A 13,451-nucleotide genomic window follows, 5' to 3' on the forward strand; every position below is an offset into this window, starting at 1 on the left:
CGATCTTTTGATCTTGCTCTAGCGTTTATTTGCCCGGGGTGAGGGTCAAACGCGTCTTGCCATACACCCGGTCAAAGTTCTGCGGCTGCATCGGCAAACCGATGTACTGACCCTTGAGCCACGCATCAATGCCATTGAGGTAATTCGGGCTGGCCGGGTTGCCGGACTGGCCGGTACCGTTCTGCCCCATCAACGGTTCGGTCTGGCTGAAGTCGACAATGAAACGCATCGACGGCGCCCGCGTGGTGTTGAAGTCCTGGCCCCAGGCAAATGCCGAGGTATTGAGCGTGGTGTGATCGCCACCGGCTGCCAGCGGGCCGCGAACGGTCTGGCCGTTGGCGTTTTTCCACGTATAGCTGTGCAGTTTGCCCCACTGCCAGGCTTTGTGATCGCCACCCAACTGACTGTCGCCGGCGTTGATCGCGGCTGCCAGACTGCGCGCCAGAATCTGCGCCTTGTCTTCTTTCTGCGGGGTGTGGATGTCATCCCAGAACGGGCTGTCTTCGCGACCGAGCAGGTGATCGGCCTGCGCCGCGTAGGACAAGTCGCCATTGGCAACAAAGGCTTTCCACGCCGGGCTCGACTCGGGGCCGAGCTCATCGAGGAAGATCTGCTTCATGCTCGCCTGCAGGAACAGCTCATAGATCGCCGCATCCGCCGAGGTCGGGCTGAGTTTGCCGTCGAACGCCATCAAGCGGCTGAAGGCCTCGCGCGCCTTGCTGCGATCGGCTTCCGGCAGGGCGTCGATCGCCTGTTTCAGCGGCTGCTTCATGCCCGGCGCTTCAAACATTTTCTTCAGCTTGGCGGCGAAGGTGGTGGTCTGGTCGTACTGCATGGCGATCACGCTGCGACCGTCCTGTTTGCCGCTGTTGGCCAGTTCCGCCAGACGTTCGCCGCGCTCCGGCGCCGCCCACGAGTTGGACAACTGCATGCCGTAGCCGTGAGGAATCACCCGCTGGTTGGCCGTGCCGAGCCAGCCCTGGGTCGGGTCCTGATCGTAGGGGTGAAGCATCGGGTCGGCGTAACCGTCCCAGTCGTAGCGGCCTTCCCAGCCCGGCGATGGCAGCAGGCCTTCGCCTTCGCGACGGTTGGGGAAACGCCCGGTGACTTGCCAGCCAATATTGCTGGCGTCGGCGAACACCATGTTCAGGGCGATGGCGCGGATTTCGCGACTGGCGTCCGAAGCGCGTTCAACGTTCTGCGCGCGGGTCAGGTCGAAAAAAGCGTCCAGCGATTTGTCGTCGGTGAAGTTCGGGGTTTGCAGGGCCAGGCCAAAACCGTTGCCCTGTGCCGCCGCCTGGGCACTGTTGAGCAGTGCACCGTGACGGGTTTCGTACACCGCTTCGCGAATCGGCCGCTGGCCTTTGACGAAATAGGTTTCGTTGCGCACGCCCAGCGGCTGCCATTTGCCGTTGACCTCGTAGGTCAGGCTGCTGCCCTGACGGCGGATTTTTTCCAGGAACAGGTCCTGGTTGTCGCCGAGCACGCTGGTGGCGCTCCACGCCACTTTGCCGTTGAAACCGCCGAGTACCATCGGCAAACCGGCAAGCGTGACACCGGCAGCCTGATATTTCGGCGCGCGGATCTGCACGAAGGTCCACAGCGACGGCGCGGCCAATGGCCCATGACTGTCGCTGGCAAGAATGCTCTTGCCGCTGCCGCTGCGGCTGCGTTGCGGGGCGATGGCCCAGTTGTTCGAGGTGCTGGCGCCCAGCAGATTCACCGCCGCCAATTGTTGGCTGGCGTTGCTCAGTTCGCTCAGGCCAGGGATCTGTCCGTTGAGTTTGAGGCCTTGCAGCTTGTCGGCCTCGGCCAGCGGCAGGTTTTCATCCGGTGCAGACGGGGTCAGCCAGGCGAGTTTGTCGCTGGTCACGGTTTGCGCCAGCACCAGCGAGGAAATTTCCTCCGGCAGGTTGGCTGACTGGCTGAAGTTCAGCAGCGCGAACAGCAGCGCCGAGTCTTCCGGCTTCCAGTATTCCGGCTTGTAGCCGCTGGATGCGAGGTCGCCCGGCAATTTGTCGGCGTAACGGAACAGGTAGGCGTTGACGCCCCGCGCATAGACTTCGAAGAAACGCTTGAGGCGGGGCGACGAGGCCTTGTACAGCTCGTCGGCGCTTTTCTTCAGGTTGACCGCGCGCATGTAGCGGTCAGCGTCGAGCATTGAGGCGCCGGACATTTCCGCCAGACGGCCCTGGGCCAGCAGGCGCAGGGTGACCATCTGGTTGATGCGGTCGCTGGCATGCACGTAACCGAGGGTGAACAGTGCGTCGTGGAAGCTGTTGCTTTCGATCAACGGCATGCCCATCGCATTGCGACGCACCGAAACGTTCTGCGCCAGCCCCTTGAGCGCTTGTACGCCGGAGGTAGGCGGGAGGGTGTCCTGCGCGTTCCAGGTCTGGCAACCGGACAGGCTCAAGACACCGGTCACTGCTGCGGCAACGCCGAACCGGGGAAGAAAATGTGTAAGGGCTGGCGAGGCCATGGCAAAGCTCCTGCGGGGGTGTAGAGGCTGGGGGCGCAATAAAGCCGCTACGTTAGTGAGCGGGCGGTGGCCGCGCAAGCGGGCGCGGGGGTTATTTGTGTAATTCTGTCGAATGGAGAAGATCGCAGCCTGCGGCAGCTCCTGCATTGGATTGAGTACACCCTGTAGGAGCTGCCGAAGGCTGCGATCTTTTGATCTTGGAGGGTTGGTCTTATGCACTTGCCTGATACCTGGAGGTGATGTTGAAGTGCGGGAAATTCACTGATCCGCATGAGAAAAAACGCCATGGAGCTCAAGGCCAACGCGGCACTGATCATCATCGACCAGCAACAAGGCATTCTGCAGCCGCGCCTGGGCCGACGGAATAATCCGCAGGCCGAAGAACGCATGCTTGATTTGCTGAGGGCATGGCGCAGCAGCGGGCGGCCGGTGATTCATGTGCAGCATCTGTCCCGTGAAGCGGATTCGGTGTTCTGGCCCGGGCAGTCCGGGGTGGAATTTCAGCAGCGATTCATGCCGCGGGACGGCGAATGGCTGATCCAGAAACAGGTGCCGGACGCGTTTTGCGCCACGGGGCTGGAGGCACGGTTGCGTGAGGCGGGGATCGGGCAATTGATCATTGTCGGTGTGGCGACCCACAACTCGGTGGAATCCACAGCGCGTACGGCGGGCAATCTGAGGTTTGACGCCTGGGTGGCGGAGGACGCGTGTTTTACCTTCGACAAGGCCGATTATTTCGGTACGCCGCGTTCAGCCGAAGAGGTGCACGGGATGTCGCTGGGGAATTTGCACGGGGAGTATGCGACGGTGATCAGTGCGAAGCAGATCCTGGCCGTCGCCTGAGAAACCTGTGGGAGCTGGCTTGCCAGCGATAGCGGAGCGTCAGGCTGCATCAATGCTGGATGTGCCGGCCTCATCGCTGGCAAGCCAGCTCCCACAGTGATTGCATTCCAGCTGGAGGAATGCGCTCGAATGTAGGAGTGAGCTTGCTCGCGATAGCGATGGTTCAGGCGAAGAGCGACTTCGCCCAAGGCATCAAGCGCCGTGGCACTTCTTGAATTTCTTGCCGTTGCCGCAAGGGCAAGGGTCGTTGCGACCGACGTCTTTCAGGGCGTTGCGCACCGGTTCCTGGTGAGCGTGGCCGCAGTTCGGGCCGTGGACATGGCCATGGTCGTGATCGTGATGATGGTCATGATCGTGGTTGCAGTCAGGGCCATGGACATGAGGTTGCTGAGTCATCGGTTGTGCTCCGGAATTAAATCGGCGGGGATTATCACGCCATTGCGCTCCAGGTGCACGTAGTGGGCGATGAATAAACCGGTTTCCATCTCGCCTTGCAGTCGGTAAGGCACCTGCTGGTGCGGACTTTTCAGCATTTTCACCACGTCCTTGACCCGTGGCCACAGGTTGGTGCGAATCGGTATCCGATAGAACGCGCTGCTTTTCGGCCCCACGGTGATCCAGTGTTCATGCTCGCCTTCGGCCAACAACATATCCGCCAGATGAATGCGGTATTCCATGCCGCGCACGGTCAGGTCGCTGTCATTGGGATTGTCGATGCGAAAATGCAGGATGAATTTCTGTTCGAGCAATTTGGCCCGCACCACCTCGACTTTCACGAGGTGGACGGCGGGATCGACGCTGTCGTCGCTGAACCATGAGGCGCAACCGCCGAGGTTCAGGATCAGCAGCAGGGGAAGAATGTTGAGTGTGCGCCATAGTCCGAGCATGAGTTAACTCCCTTTGCTGGCAGTCTAGACGCTAAAAGATCGCAGCCTGCGGCAGCGCCTACATGAGTCGCGTCCTCTGTAGGAACTGCCGCAGGCTGCGATCTTTTGATCTTATGCGCCGAAATACCCTGCGCAGCACTTCTTGAACTTCTGCCCGCTGGCACATGGACACGCGTCATTGCGCCCCAGCTTCAACTGCACGGTCGGGTCGATGAAGTACCAGCGCCCGGCGTTCTGCACGAATGAAGAGCGCTCGCGGTGGCTGTGTTCGCCCTGGCTGTCGTGCCAGCGCGCGGTGAAGGTGACGAAGGCGTGCTCGGGCTGGCCGCCGAACACTTCCGAGCTTTCGACCTCAAGGCCGAGCCAGGTGCTTTGCGCGCTCCAGGCACTGATCGACTGGCGATCCAGACCGGCCTGCTGGGCCGGCAGGGTAGTGGCCACCAGATAATCGATCAGCCCCAAAACGTAGGCGCTGTAGCGCGACCGCATCAGCGCTTCGGCGCACGGCGCCGGGTGGCCTTCGTGGTAGGGACCGCAGCAGGCCAGCAGCAGGTTGCCGCTGCCGCATGGGCAAATGGCTGTACTCATTGCATTACCACCAGTATTTGCCGAAGTTTTCCGGATTGGCCCAGAACCGCGAATTGAGCCAGTCGGGGACTTGCTTGTAGTCAAGCAGATCGTAAGTGAACAGGGTCAGTACCTGCTCGTCACGCTGAAAGCGCTCACTGGCTTGCAGCGCCAGCGAGTAGAAATCGGTTTCCTGCCAGCCGCTGGCTGGCAGATCCGCCAGCACCGCAATGCGACTGGCGTTGAGGTTGCGAATCCCGCCCAGCAGGTTCAGGCCGTCACGCTTGGGCAAGTGCTCCAGGCAATCGACCACCAGCGCCAGGTCGAAGCGCCGCGCCGCGAGTTCGGCGGGCAACGCACCGGGTTCGGCGTGGGCCACGCAGCAATCCGGGTGCGCCTGTTTAAAAGCGGCGAGCGCCGGAAATTCGCTGGCGCCGATCAGCAGCAAACGCGCCGGGGCATAGCGATCCAGTAAAGCAGCCAGCGCCTGTTGCGGCGTGCGCGAAGAAATGGCGACGTTCATCGAAGCTCCTCAATCAGATCGCCAAGACTAGCGCGCCAGACGGATCCGGCCTAGACCCCGATTTGTCGCGCGTGGCAAAAGTGCCGAATCCCTGTGAACACGGTCCCAAATGCCAGTGGCCTATTGCTGGCGGAGATTAAAACTCCGGTCTTTACTCCGTGAATCGGTTCTAAGCCGATCCCTCAGGAGAAAACCAGATGAGCATAGTTCGGACAGCATTACCTTTGATTCTGCTAACCAGTGTGTTGACTGGTTGCGCAGGTTTGCAGAAAACCGATTGGCCGACCTGTGCGGCGGTCGGCGGTGTAGTCGGTGCCGGCCTCGGTGCGACGGAAAGTTCGGCGTGGGCCGGCTACGGCGCACTGTTGGTCGGCGGTACGGCAGCGGCCTATTGCTGGGTGCACGGTGATGGCGACGAAGACGGCGACGGTGTGCCGGACAGCCGCGACAAGTGCCCGCACACGCCTAAAGGCGTGCAGGTCGATGCTGACGGCTGCCCTCCACCAGCCCCGGCGCCTGTGGTAGAAGAGGCGGTTGTGGTCAAGGAAGAAACCATCGTCATCCGCGATGTGCACTTCCAGTTCGACAAAGCCACCCTGACCGGCTCCGATAAACAGGTGCTGGACAAAGTTGCCACGCGCCTGAAACAAGAGTCGTCCACGGCGCAACTGACCGTGACCGGTCACACCGACAGCGTGGGCAGCGATGCCTACAACAAGAAACTGTCGGATCGTCGTGCGCACTCGGTGGTGGAATACCTGATCCAGCAAGGTGTGCCGCGTGCCAGCTTCGTCTCGGTCTCGGGCATGGGTGAAAGCCAGCCAGTGGCGGATAACAAAACCGCTGACGGTCGCGCACAGAACCGTCGTACCGAAATCAAAATCGTCCGCTAGCCCCTCACGCATCCGCGGCTTGTGCAGTCGCGGATGCGCGTCTTTACTCCTGTGTAACCGGTATGGGCCGGTGACACAGGAGCTTTCACAATGACTGTTTTCTCAAGGTCCGTCTTGCCGGTGCTGCTGCTGGGCAGCTTGCTCACCGGTTGCGCCACTCACAGCGACGGCGACGCGCCCCTCAATCAACGTACGTGGCCGATTTGCAGCCTGATCGGCGGGCTGGTAGGTGGCGGCCTTGGCGCCATTGAAAGTGGCGGCTGGGCCGGTGGCGGTGCCGCGCTGGGGATCCTTACCGGCGGGCTGATCTGTTATGCCCAGGATGGCGATGAAGATGGCGATGGCGTGTTCGATCGCCGCGACCGTTGTCCGGACACTCCGGCCAATACCCCGGTCGATCATCGTGGTTGTCCGCTGCCGCAATACCCGGTCACGGAAAAAGCGCCCGAGCCTGCACCGCAATCGGAAGTCATCACCCTCAGCGATGCCGGCAATGTGTTGTTCGATTTCGACAAGTCGGACCTGACCCCGGCCGCGAAAGCCCAGCTCGATACGCTGATGGACAAGTTGCGCAATGCTGACGTGGTCAGCATCAAAGTCATCGGCCATACCGACAGCAAGGGTTCGGACGCCTATAACCAGGCGTTGTCGGAGCGGCGTGCCAGCAGTGTGGCGGCGTATCTGCTGAGCCAGGGCCTGGAACCGGCCAAACTGACCAGCGAAGGGCGCGGCGAGAGCGAGCCGGTGGCCGATAACGCGACGGACGAAGGGCGGGCGAAAAACCGTCGGGTGGAGTTGCATATCAATCGCTAGGACTTGTCTGTAGTCCGCAGGCTAGAGCTGCCGGGCGACGATCATCGTCGAACCGGCAGCGATCCGACGACTGACAAAAGTTTTTTCTTTTGCCCCTCTGGCTTATCCCCCGCGTAAGCCGTTACTGTGCGCCCAAAGAATAATTCCGAGACGGGGGAGCGTATGAAGGTTTTCTGGGGGCTGGGGCGTTTGCTGACCCTGCTGTTCTGGTGCGTGGTGGTGGTCAATCTGCTGCTGCCGTTTGTGCATCCGCTGCATCTGCTGGTCAATCTGGCCGGCGCCTTGTTGCTGGCGCTGCATGGGCTGGAGTTGCTGTTCTCTCGCCTCGAGGGGCGTGCCAACCCGTGGCGCGATCGTCTGCGCATCCTGCTGTTCGGCGTTTTTCACCTGCAAACCATCCCGGCCCCGGCCGCTCCGGAGGCTTCTTCCCATGCGTAAACTTTGCCTGCTCGCCGCATTCATCAGTCCCTTGGCCTGCGCCCAGGTGGTCAGTGTCGAAACCAATTCCCTGATGCGTTTGCCCAACACGGCCAGCACCCTGCAGCTGGAGCGGCTGGACGTCGCGGACTACGGCACCTTGCTGATTCCTGCCAACGTGACCGAGCTGACCGTCGGCGAATTGCGTCTGGGTCACGAAGCACGCATCGCGATCGTCCCGAGCGAACAGGCGCTGGATATGAAAGTCATTCGTGCCGAACTGTCTGAAGGCAGCCTGATCACCGCGCGCGGTGCGCCGGGCACGTATGAGAAAGCCGCCCGTGCCGGGCGCAATCTGAATTTGCAGTTCAAGGCCTTGAGCGCGCCAAAACTGTTTGTGGATGCTCGCGGCGGTACCGGCGCGCCGGGTTTTGTTGGCCTCGATGGCGGCAACGGTGAGGATCCGGGCTGCACCTGGGGCGCGGCCGGTCACGGATTTGATGGCAGCAACGGTAGCGATGGCCAGCCGGGAGCGCCGGGAGCGCTGGTGCGCCTGGAAGTGCCGCGTGAGTTTCCGGCTGAGCTGATCAAGGTCAACGTCGCGGGCGGCGCCGGCGGCCCGGCGGGTGTCGGCGGCAAGGCCGGCCAGGGTGGCAAGTCCAAGGGCTGCCTGGTGTATCGCGCCGATGGCGGCAAGAACGGCAAGCCCGGGGCGGATGGTCAGCCTGGACCGACGGGTGCGGCGGGGGCGGTGACTGTGCAGCGCCTCTAAAACGCAGCACTCTTGATTGTGGTGAGGGGATCTATCCCCTCATCACAAAAAGTGCAGGTCGTCAGCGGGTCAGAACATCGGCCGCGCCGCCGCAATCGCCACCAGCACCAACCCCACAATCAGATTGATCCCCACCACCCGGCGAATCCGCCCCAGCACCGCCGCACCCACCGGCCATTCTTTGGCTTCAACGGCTTTGCGCAACTCTGGCAGCATCAAACCCTGAATCCGGATAAACAGCGCCGTCATCACCACATACAGTCCGATCATCACCTGCACGTATTTCGGCGCGGTCTCGAAGCCGACCTGCTGCAAGTGCAACATGCCCACGCCGCTGATCGGCAACAGGATCACCGCGACCCAGACCCAGCGGAAAAAACCTTGAAACACTTCTACCCACAAGGTCAGGCGGGCAGGGCCGTCGAGCGCCTTCACCGCCGCGGGGCGCAGGACCATCCAGGCGAAAAACATACCGCCGACCCAGACCAGGGCGGACAGGACATGCAGTGGATAAACGAGGCTAAAAGGTGTCATTGGGGTACTCCGTTCTGCGCGGGACTGATTAGCGGGGTATGATAGCGGCCGATCCGAACTACTGAAAATTTATCCAGCGTTTTTACGCCCGACATTCAATGATCAGCACTGAACTCAAAACCACGATCCAGGGCGCCTATTCGCGTTTTCTTGAAGCCAAGAGCCTCAAACCGCGTTACGGCCAGCGCCTGATGATCGCCGAAGTCGCCAAAGTCCTCGGGGATATCGACACCGACGACGAAGGCCGGCGCAGTGGCGACCCCGCGATTGTCGCGGTGGAAGCCGGCACCGGTACCGGCAAGACCGTGGCCTACAGCCTGGCGGCAATTCCCACGGCGAAGCTGGCCGGCAAGCGTCTGGTGATCGCCACCGCGACCGTGGCCCTGCAAGAGCAGATCGTCTACAAGGACTTGCCCGACCTGATGCGCAACAGCGGGCTGAACTTCAGCTTTGCGCTGGCCAAGGGCCGTGGCCGCTACATGTGCCTGTCCAAGCTCGACATGTTGCTGCAGGAAGGCCACGCGCAAACCGCCACCGCGCAGCTGTTTGAAGAAGAAGGCTTCAAGATCGAGGTCGATGAGGCCAGTCAGAAGCTGTTCACCAGCATGATCGAGAAGCTCGCCGGCAATAAATGGGACGGCGACCGTGACAGCTGGCCCAACGCTCTCGAAGATGCCGACTGGGCACGGCTGACCACCGATCACAGCCAATGCACCAACCGCCATTGCCCGAATTTTGGCCAGTGCGCCTTTTACAAGGCGCGCGAAGGCATGGGCAAGGTCGATGTGATCGTCACCAACCACGACATGGTGCTGGCTGACCTGGCCCTCGGCGGCGGTGCGGTGCTGCCGGATCCGCGTGACACCATTTACGTGTTCGACGAAGGCCATCACCTGCCGGACAAGGCCATCGGCCACTTCGCTCATTACACGCGCCTGCGTTCCACCGCCGACTGGCTGGAAACCACGGCGAAGAACCTCACCAAACTGTTGGCCCAGCATCCGTTGCCGGGCGACCTCGGCAAGCTGATCGAGCAGGTGCCGGAGCTGGCGCGGGAGATCAAGACCCAGCAGCAGTTCATGTTCACCGCGTGCGAGCAGATTGCCGATTTCAAACCCGGCGAAGACGTCGAAGGTCGCGAGCGGCCACGCCATCGTTTCGTCGGCGGGGTGATTCCCGAGCACATGCGCGAAATGGGCATCGAGCTGAAGAAAGGCTACTCACGTCTCAACGACCTGTTCACCCGTCTGACCGACCTACTCAAGGAAGGCATGGACGGCGAGGTCAACATCGGCATCGCCAGCAATCAGGCCGAAGAGTGGTATCCGCTGTTCGGCAGCCTGTTGTCCCGTGCCTCGGGCAACTGGGAACTGTGGACCGCGTTCACCGCCGAAGACCCGGAGGACAGCCCGCCGATGGCTCGCTGGCTGACGCTGGCCGAAAGCGGCTCGCTGTTCGACATCGAGGTCAACGCCAGCCCGATTCTCGCCGCAGAAACCCTGCGCCGCAGCCTGTGGAACGTCGCCTACGGCTGCCTCGTAACGTCGGCAACGCTGACCGCGCTGGGCACCTTTGACCGGTTCCGCATGCGCGCCGGGCTGCCGAAGAAAGCCGTCACCGCTGTGGTGCCGAGCCCGTTTCATCACGCCGACGCCGGCGTGTTGCGCGTGCCGGACCTCAAGGCTGATCCGCGTGATGCGGCGGCCCACACGGCGGCGATCATCCGCGATCTGCCGGAACTGGTGGAAGGCTCGCGCGGCAGTCTGGTGCTGTTCTCTTCGCGCAAACAGATGCAGGACGTGTTCGACGGCCTCGACCGCGACTGGCGCAAACAAGTGTTCATTCAAGGCAACCTGTCGAAACAGGAAACCCTGAACAAGCACAAGGCGCGGGTCGATGGCGGCGATTCCAGCGTGCTGTTCGGCCTCGCCAGTTTCGCCGAAGGGGTGGACTTGCCGGGCGCCTACTGCGAGCACGTGGTGATCGCCAAGATCCCGTTCTCGGTACCGGACGATCCGGTCGAGGCGGCGCTGTCGGAATGGATCGAGGCCCGGGGCGGCAATCCGTTCATGGAAATCTCGGTGCCCGACGCATCCTTGAAACTGGTTCAGGCCTGCGGCCGTCTGCTGCGCACCGAAGAAGATCGCGGCACCATCACTTTGCTCGATCGGCGCCTGGTCACCCAGCGCTACGGCAAGGCGATCCTCAATGCGTTGCCGCCATTCCGTCGTGAAATATCCTGAGACAACGGTGGGCAGTTTTGCCCGCCGCGCTGTCTATCTCTCTGCCATGCTTTTCCATTGGCCTTTTGGTCGCTAGGGAGAACTCTGTTCTTATGATTCGCCGTTCGTTGCCTGCCGTATTCGCCTTGATTTTCGCTGCCCCGTTACTGGCGGCGCCTGCGGGTCAGCAGACCCTGTTCAACTTCGTTCGCCCTGCCGATGTGGTGAAAGTTGTCACCGAAAACACTGATCTGCCACAAGCCAACGCCGAGCAAACCCCGGAAGGTGAAGTGCTGCGCCGGGTGACGTTCAACCCGGTAGCCCGCCCGACCCTGCGCCTGACCCCGCAGACCGGCGCCTGGGACTGGTCGCAGTCGGGCATGATGAGCCTGCGTCTGCAAAGCGCAATGAACTGGGCCGTGACGGTTTACGTGCAAATCCAGAGCAACAACGGCCAGACCCTGACCAGCCGCGTTGACCTGCCGGCCGGCCCTGCGCAAACCCTGCTGGTGCCGCTGGTGGCAACTTCGCCGCTGAGCCAGGGCATGAAGGCCGGGCCGCCGATGCCGATGACCGTCGATGGCCAGCGCATTCTGCTGGCCAGCAGCAGCGGCGAACTGGATCGCAGCCAGGTGGTGTCGGTCAGCCTGTGGATGGATCAGCCGAAAGCCGCGCAAAGCCTGCTGCTCGAACGTTTCGGTGTGCAGGACGGCGATACCGTGACCCGGGCCGTCTACGGCAATCTGGTGGACGCCTACGGGCAGTCGACCCGCAGCAAATGGCCGGAAAAAATCAGCAACGACGAACAACTGAAATCTGCCGCCGCCAAGGAACAGCAACAGCTGAAAACCTGGCTGGCCGAGCGCGAAAAATCTTCGCTGGACAAGTTCGGTGGCTGGAATAAGGGGCCGGCGTTCAAGGCCAGCGGCTTTTTCCGCACTGAAAAGCGTGACGGTCGCTGGTATCTGGTGACCCCTGAAGGGCATCCGTTCTATTCGCTGGGGGTCAACACCGTCAGCCCGCAGGTCAACCAGACCTACGTGGCCGGGCGTGAGTGGATGTTCGAATCCCTGCCCAAGGCCGACGAGCCACTCGCCAGTCATTTCGGCGAAGGCGACAACCGTGGCGGCAATGGTGCCGATCAGGGCCGAGGCTATGGCAACGGGCGCTGGTACGATTTTTACGGCGCCAACCTGCAACGCCTGTACGGCGAACCTTGCGCAGCACAGGCGCAAGCCGAACCACCAGCCGCGCCGTGCAAGGCCACTGTCGATCAGCAGAAGTGGGCCACCCACACCCTCGACCGCCTGCAGGCCTGGGGCTTCAACACGGTCGGCAACTGGAGTGCCGACGCGCTCGCCGACGCCGAGCGGGTGCCGTACACCTTGCCGCTGTCGATCGTCGGCGACTACACCAGCATCAGCACCGGCAGCGACTGGTGGGGCGGCATGCCTGATCCGTTCGACCCGCGTTTCGCCATGGCCACCGAGCGCGCCGTGGCCATCGCCGCCCGCGATCATCGTGATGATCCGTGGCTGATCGGCTACTACGCCGACAACGAACTGGCCTGGGCCGGTCCGGGCGATGATCCGCAGTCGCGCTATGCCCTGGCCTATGGCACGTTGAAGATGACTACCGACGTGCCGGCCAAACGCGCGTTTCTCAAGCAGCTGCGCGACAAGTACCGCAACCAGGCGGGCCTGTCGAAAGCCTGGGGCATTGATCTGCCGGCGTGGGAGTTGATGGAAGACCCGGGTTTCGTGCCACCGATGCCGAATCCGGAGCACCCGGAAATCGAAAACGACTTCAAATACTTCCAGAAGGTGTTCGCCGACACCTACTTCAAAACCATCTCCGATTCGCTGAAATGGCACGCGCCGAATCAGTTGCTGCTCGGTGGTCGTTTCGCCACCAGCACCCCGGAAGCCGTGGCGTCCTGTGCACAGTATTGCGACGTGTTGAGTTTCAACCTGTATACGCTGAAACCGCAGGACGGCTATGACTTCGCCGCTCTGCGTGCCCTCGACAAACCGGTGCTGATTACCGAGTTCAACTTCGGCTCCAGTGATCGCGGCCCGTTCTGGGGTGGCGTGACGCAACTGGCGAAGGAAGAAGATCGCGGCCCGGCGTATGCCAATTTCCTCAAACAGGCGTTAAGCGAACCGTCGATTGTCGGCGTGCACTGGTTCCAGTATCTGGATCAACCGGTGACCGGGCGTCTGCTTGATGGCGAGAACGGGCACTTTGGTCTGGTGGGGATTACCGATCTGCCGTATCAGGGTTTCGTCGAAGCGGTGCGCAAGAGCAATCTGCAGGCGATCGATCAATTGGGCAAAGAGGCTGAGAAGGCCGCTGCGGTCGCCGGTCATGAAGCCGAAGGCGGGCGCAAGGCTGAAGCTGGAAAAGGCCCGGGGGCCGGGCATGCGGGTGGGCATTCGGGCAATGGTCATTGAGGTTTGATGGCTTAAAGATCGCAGCCTTCGGCAGCTCCTGCAGGG

The 13,451-nt window shown here is 61.9% G+C and carries 13 protein-coding genes; 7 read left to right on the forward strand and 6 right to left on the reverse strand.

All coding sequences use genetic code 11. The features are described 5' to 3' along the window. Positions 1–25: 25 nt before the first annotated feature. On the reverse strand, positions 26–2,482 hold the full coding sequence (locus AC193Q_RS26595) for a penicillin acylase family protein (RefSeq protein WP_483879011.1): 2,457 nt from the start codon (positions 2,480–2,482) through the stop codon (positions 26–28). A 285-nt stretch (positions 2,483–2,767) separates the two neighbouring features. On the opposite strand from AC193Q_RS26595, the gene AC193Q_RS26600 reads away from it, so the two are divergent. Further along, positions 2,768–3,325 carry a cysteine hydrolase family protein gene (locus AC193Q_RS26600; RefSeq protein WP_483879650.1) on the forward strand — a complete coding sequence of 186 codons (558 nt, stop codon included), beginning with the start codon at positions 2,768–2,770 and terminating at the stop codon, positions 3,323–3,325. Between the two features lie 192 nt (positions 3,326–3,517). Here AC193Q_RS26600 and AC193Q_RS26605 read toward each other — a convergent pair whose 3' ends face one another. The 4 genes from AC193Q_RS26605 to AC193Q_RS26620 all read right to left on the reverse strand — a co-directional run bounded on the left by AC193Q_RS26605 (position 3,518) and on the right by AC193Q_RS26620 (position 5,302). Then, positions 3,518–3,721 (reverse strand): SEC-C metal-binding domain-containing protein, encoded by a 204-nt coding sequence (locus tag AC193Q_RS26605; RefSeq protein ID WP_003198420.1) that lies wholly within the window; start codon positions 3,719–3,721, stop codon positions 3,518–3,520. After that, on the reverse strand, positions 3,718–4,212 hold the full coding sequence (locus AC193Q_RS26610; RefSeq protein WP_041070625.1) for an LEA/WHy family protein: 495 nt from the start codon (positions 4,210–4,212) through the stop codon (positions 3,718–3,720). The genes AC193Q_RS26605 and AC193Q_RS26610 overlap by 4 nt, the downstream gene beginning before the upstream one ends. Positions 4,213–4,323: 111 nt before the next feature. After that, complete coding sequence (locus AC193Q_RS26615) at positions 4,324–4,800, reverse strand: YchJ family protein (protein ID WP_041070623.1); 477 nt, start codon at positions 4,798–4,800, stop codon at positions 4,324–4,326. A gap of 4 nt (positions 4,801–4,804) precedes the next feature. Next, positions 4,805–5,302, reverse strand: coding sequence for a DUF6231 family protein (locus AC193Q_RS26620; protein ID WP_041070621.1), 498 nt, complete (start codon positions 5,300–5,302; stop codon positions 4,805–4,807). A gap of 197 nt (positions 5,303–5,499) precedes the next feature. Between AC193Q_RS26620 and AC193Q_RS26625 the strand changes: the two genes are divergently transcribed. The 4 genes from AC193Q_RS26625 (at position 5,500) to AC193Q_RS26640 (ending at position 8,197) form a co-directional block, all read left to right on the forward strand. After that, positions 5,500–6,195 carry a PA1041 family peptidoglycan-binding anchor lipoprotein gene (locus tag AC193Q_RS26625; protein WP_041070618.1) on the forward strand — a complete coding sequence of 232 codons (696 nt, stop codon included), beginning with the start codon at positions 5,500–5,502 and terminating at the stop codon, positions 6,193–6,195. A gap of 90 nt (positions 6,196–6,285) precedes the next feature. Further along, positions 6,286–7,008, forward strand: a complete 723-nt coding sequence (locus AC193Q_RS26630; RefSeq protein ID WP_041070617.1) for a PA1041 family peptidoglycan-binding anchor lipoprotein — start codon at positions 6,286–6,288, stop codon at positions 7,006–7,008. Between the two features lie 162 nt (positions 7,009–7,170). Next, a complete protein-coding gene (locus tag AC193Q_RS26635; protein WP_121184097.1) occupies positions 7,171–7,446 on the forward strand; it encodes a DUF1145 domain-containing protein in 276 nt (91 codons plus the stop codon). Beyond that, complete coding sequence (locus tag AC193Q_RS26640; protein WP_047292080.1) at positions 7,439–8,197, forward strand: hypothetical protein; 759 nt, start codon at positions 7,439–7,441, stop codon at positions 8,195–8,197. The genes AC193Q_RS26635 and AC193Q_RS26640 overlap by 8 nt, the downstream gene beginning before the upstream one ends. A gap of 69 nt (positions 8,198–8,266) precedes the next feature. On the opposite strand, the gene AC193Q_RS26645 is transcribed toward AC193Q_RS26640, so the two are convergent. Beyond that, positions 8,267–8,731 carry a CopD family protein gene (locus tag AC193Q_RS26645; RefSeq protein ID WP_041070611.1) on the reverse strand — a complete coding sequence of 155 codons (465 nt, stop codon included), beginning with the start codon at positions 8,729–8,731 and terminating at the stop codon, positions 8,267–8,269. A 98-nt stretch (positions 8,732–8,829) separates the two neighbouring features. Here AC193Q_RS26645 and dinG point away from each other — a divergent pair, with 98 nt between their 5' ends. Further along, positions 8,830–10,974 carry an ATP-dependent DNA helicase DinG gene (gene dinG, locus AC193Q_RS26650; RefSeq protein ID WP_047292082.1) on the forward strand — a complete coding sequence of 715 codons (2,145 nt, stop codon included), beginning with the start codon at positions 8,830–8,832 and terminating at the stop codon, positions 10,972–10,974. 92 nt (positions 10,975–11,066) lie between these two features. Beyond that, positions 11,067–13,406: a beta-galactosidase gene (locus tag AC193Q_RS26655; RefSeq protein WP_121184099.1), complete on the forward strand. Its 2,340-nt coding sequence runs from the start codon at positions 11,067–11,069 to the stop codon at positions 13,404–13,406. Positions 13,407–13,451: the final 45 nt, after the last annotated feature.

This window comes from Pseudomonas sp. F2, assembly GCF_057174385.1.

Bases quoted from the DNA above. Each gene is read 5' to 3' on its own strand.
- AC193Q_RS26630 (WP_041070617.1), top strand. From the start codon at position 6,286: ATGACTGTTTTCTCAAGGTCCGTCTTGCCGGTGCTGCTGCTGGGCAGC.
- AC193Q_RS26610 (WP_041070625.1), bottom strand. From the start codon at position 4,212: ATGCTCGGACTATGGCGCACACTCAACATTCTTCCCCTGCTGCTGATC.
- dinG (WP_047292082.1), top strand. From the start codon at position 8,830: ATGATCAGCACTGAACTCAAAACCACGATCCAGGGCGCCTATTCGCGT.
- AC193Q_RS26635 (WP_121184097.1), top strand. From the start codon at position 7,171: ATGAAGGTTTTCTGGGGGCTGGGGCGTTTGCTGACCCTGCTGTTCTGG.
- AC193Q_RS26615 (WP_041070623.1), bottom strand. From the start codon at position 4,800: ATGAGTACAGCCATTTGCCCATGCGGCAGCGGCAACCTGCTGCTGGCC.
- AC193Q_RS26625 (WP_041070618.1), top strand. From the start codon at position 5,500: ATGAGCATAGTTCGGACAGCATTACCTTTGATTCTGCTAACCAGTGTG.
- AC193Q_RS26600 (WP_483879650.1), top strand. From the start codon at position 2,768: ATGGAGCTCAAGGCCAACGCGGCACTGATCATCATCGACCAGCAACAA.
- AC193Q_RS26605 (WP_003198420.1), bottom strand. From the start codon at position 3,721: ATGACTCAGCAACCTCATGTCCATGGCCCTGACTGCAACCACGATCAT.
- AC193Q_RS26595 (WP_483879011.1), bottom strand. From the start codon at position 2,482: ATGGCCTCGCCAGCCCTTACACATTTTCTTCCCCGGTTCGGCGTTGCC.
- AC193Q_RS26655 (WP_121184099.1), top strand. From the start codon at position 11,067: ATGATTCGCCGTTCGTTGCCTGCCGTATTCGCCTTGATTTTCGCTGCC.
- AC193Q_RS26645 (WP_041070611.1), bottom strand. From the start codon at position 8,731: ATGACACCTTTTAGCCTCGTTTATCCACTGCATGTCCTGTCCGCCCTG.
- AC193Q_RS26640 (WP_047292080.1), top strand. From the start codon at position 7,439: ATGCGTAAACTTTGCCTGCTCGCCGCATTCATCAGTCCCTTGGCCTGC.
- AC193Q_RS26620 (WP_041070621.1), bottom strand. From the start codon at position 5,302: ATGAACGTCGCCATTTCTTCGCGCACGCCGCAACAGGCGCTGGCTGCT.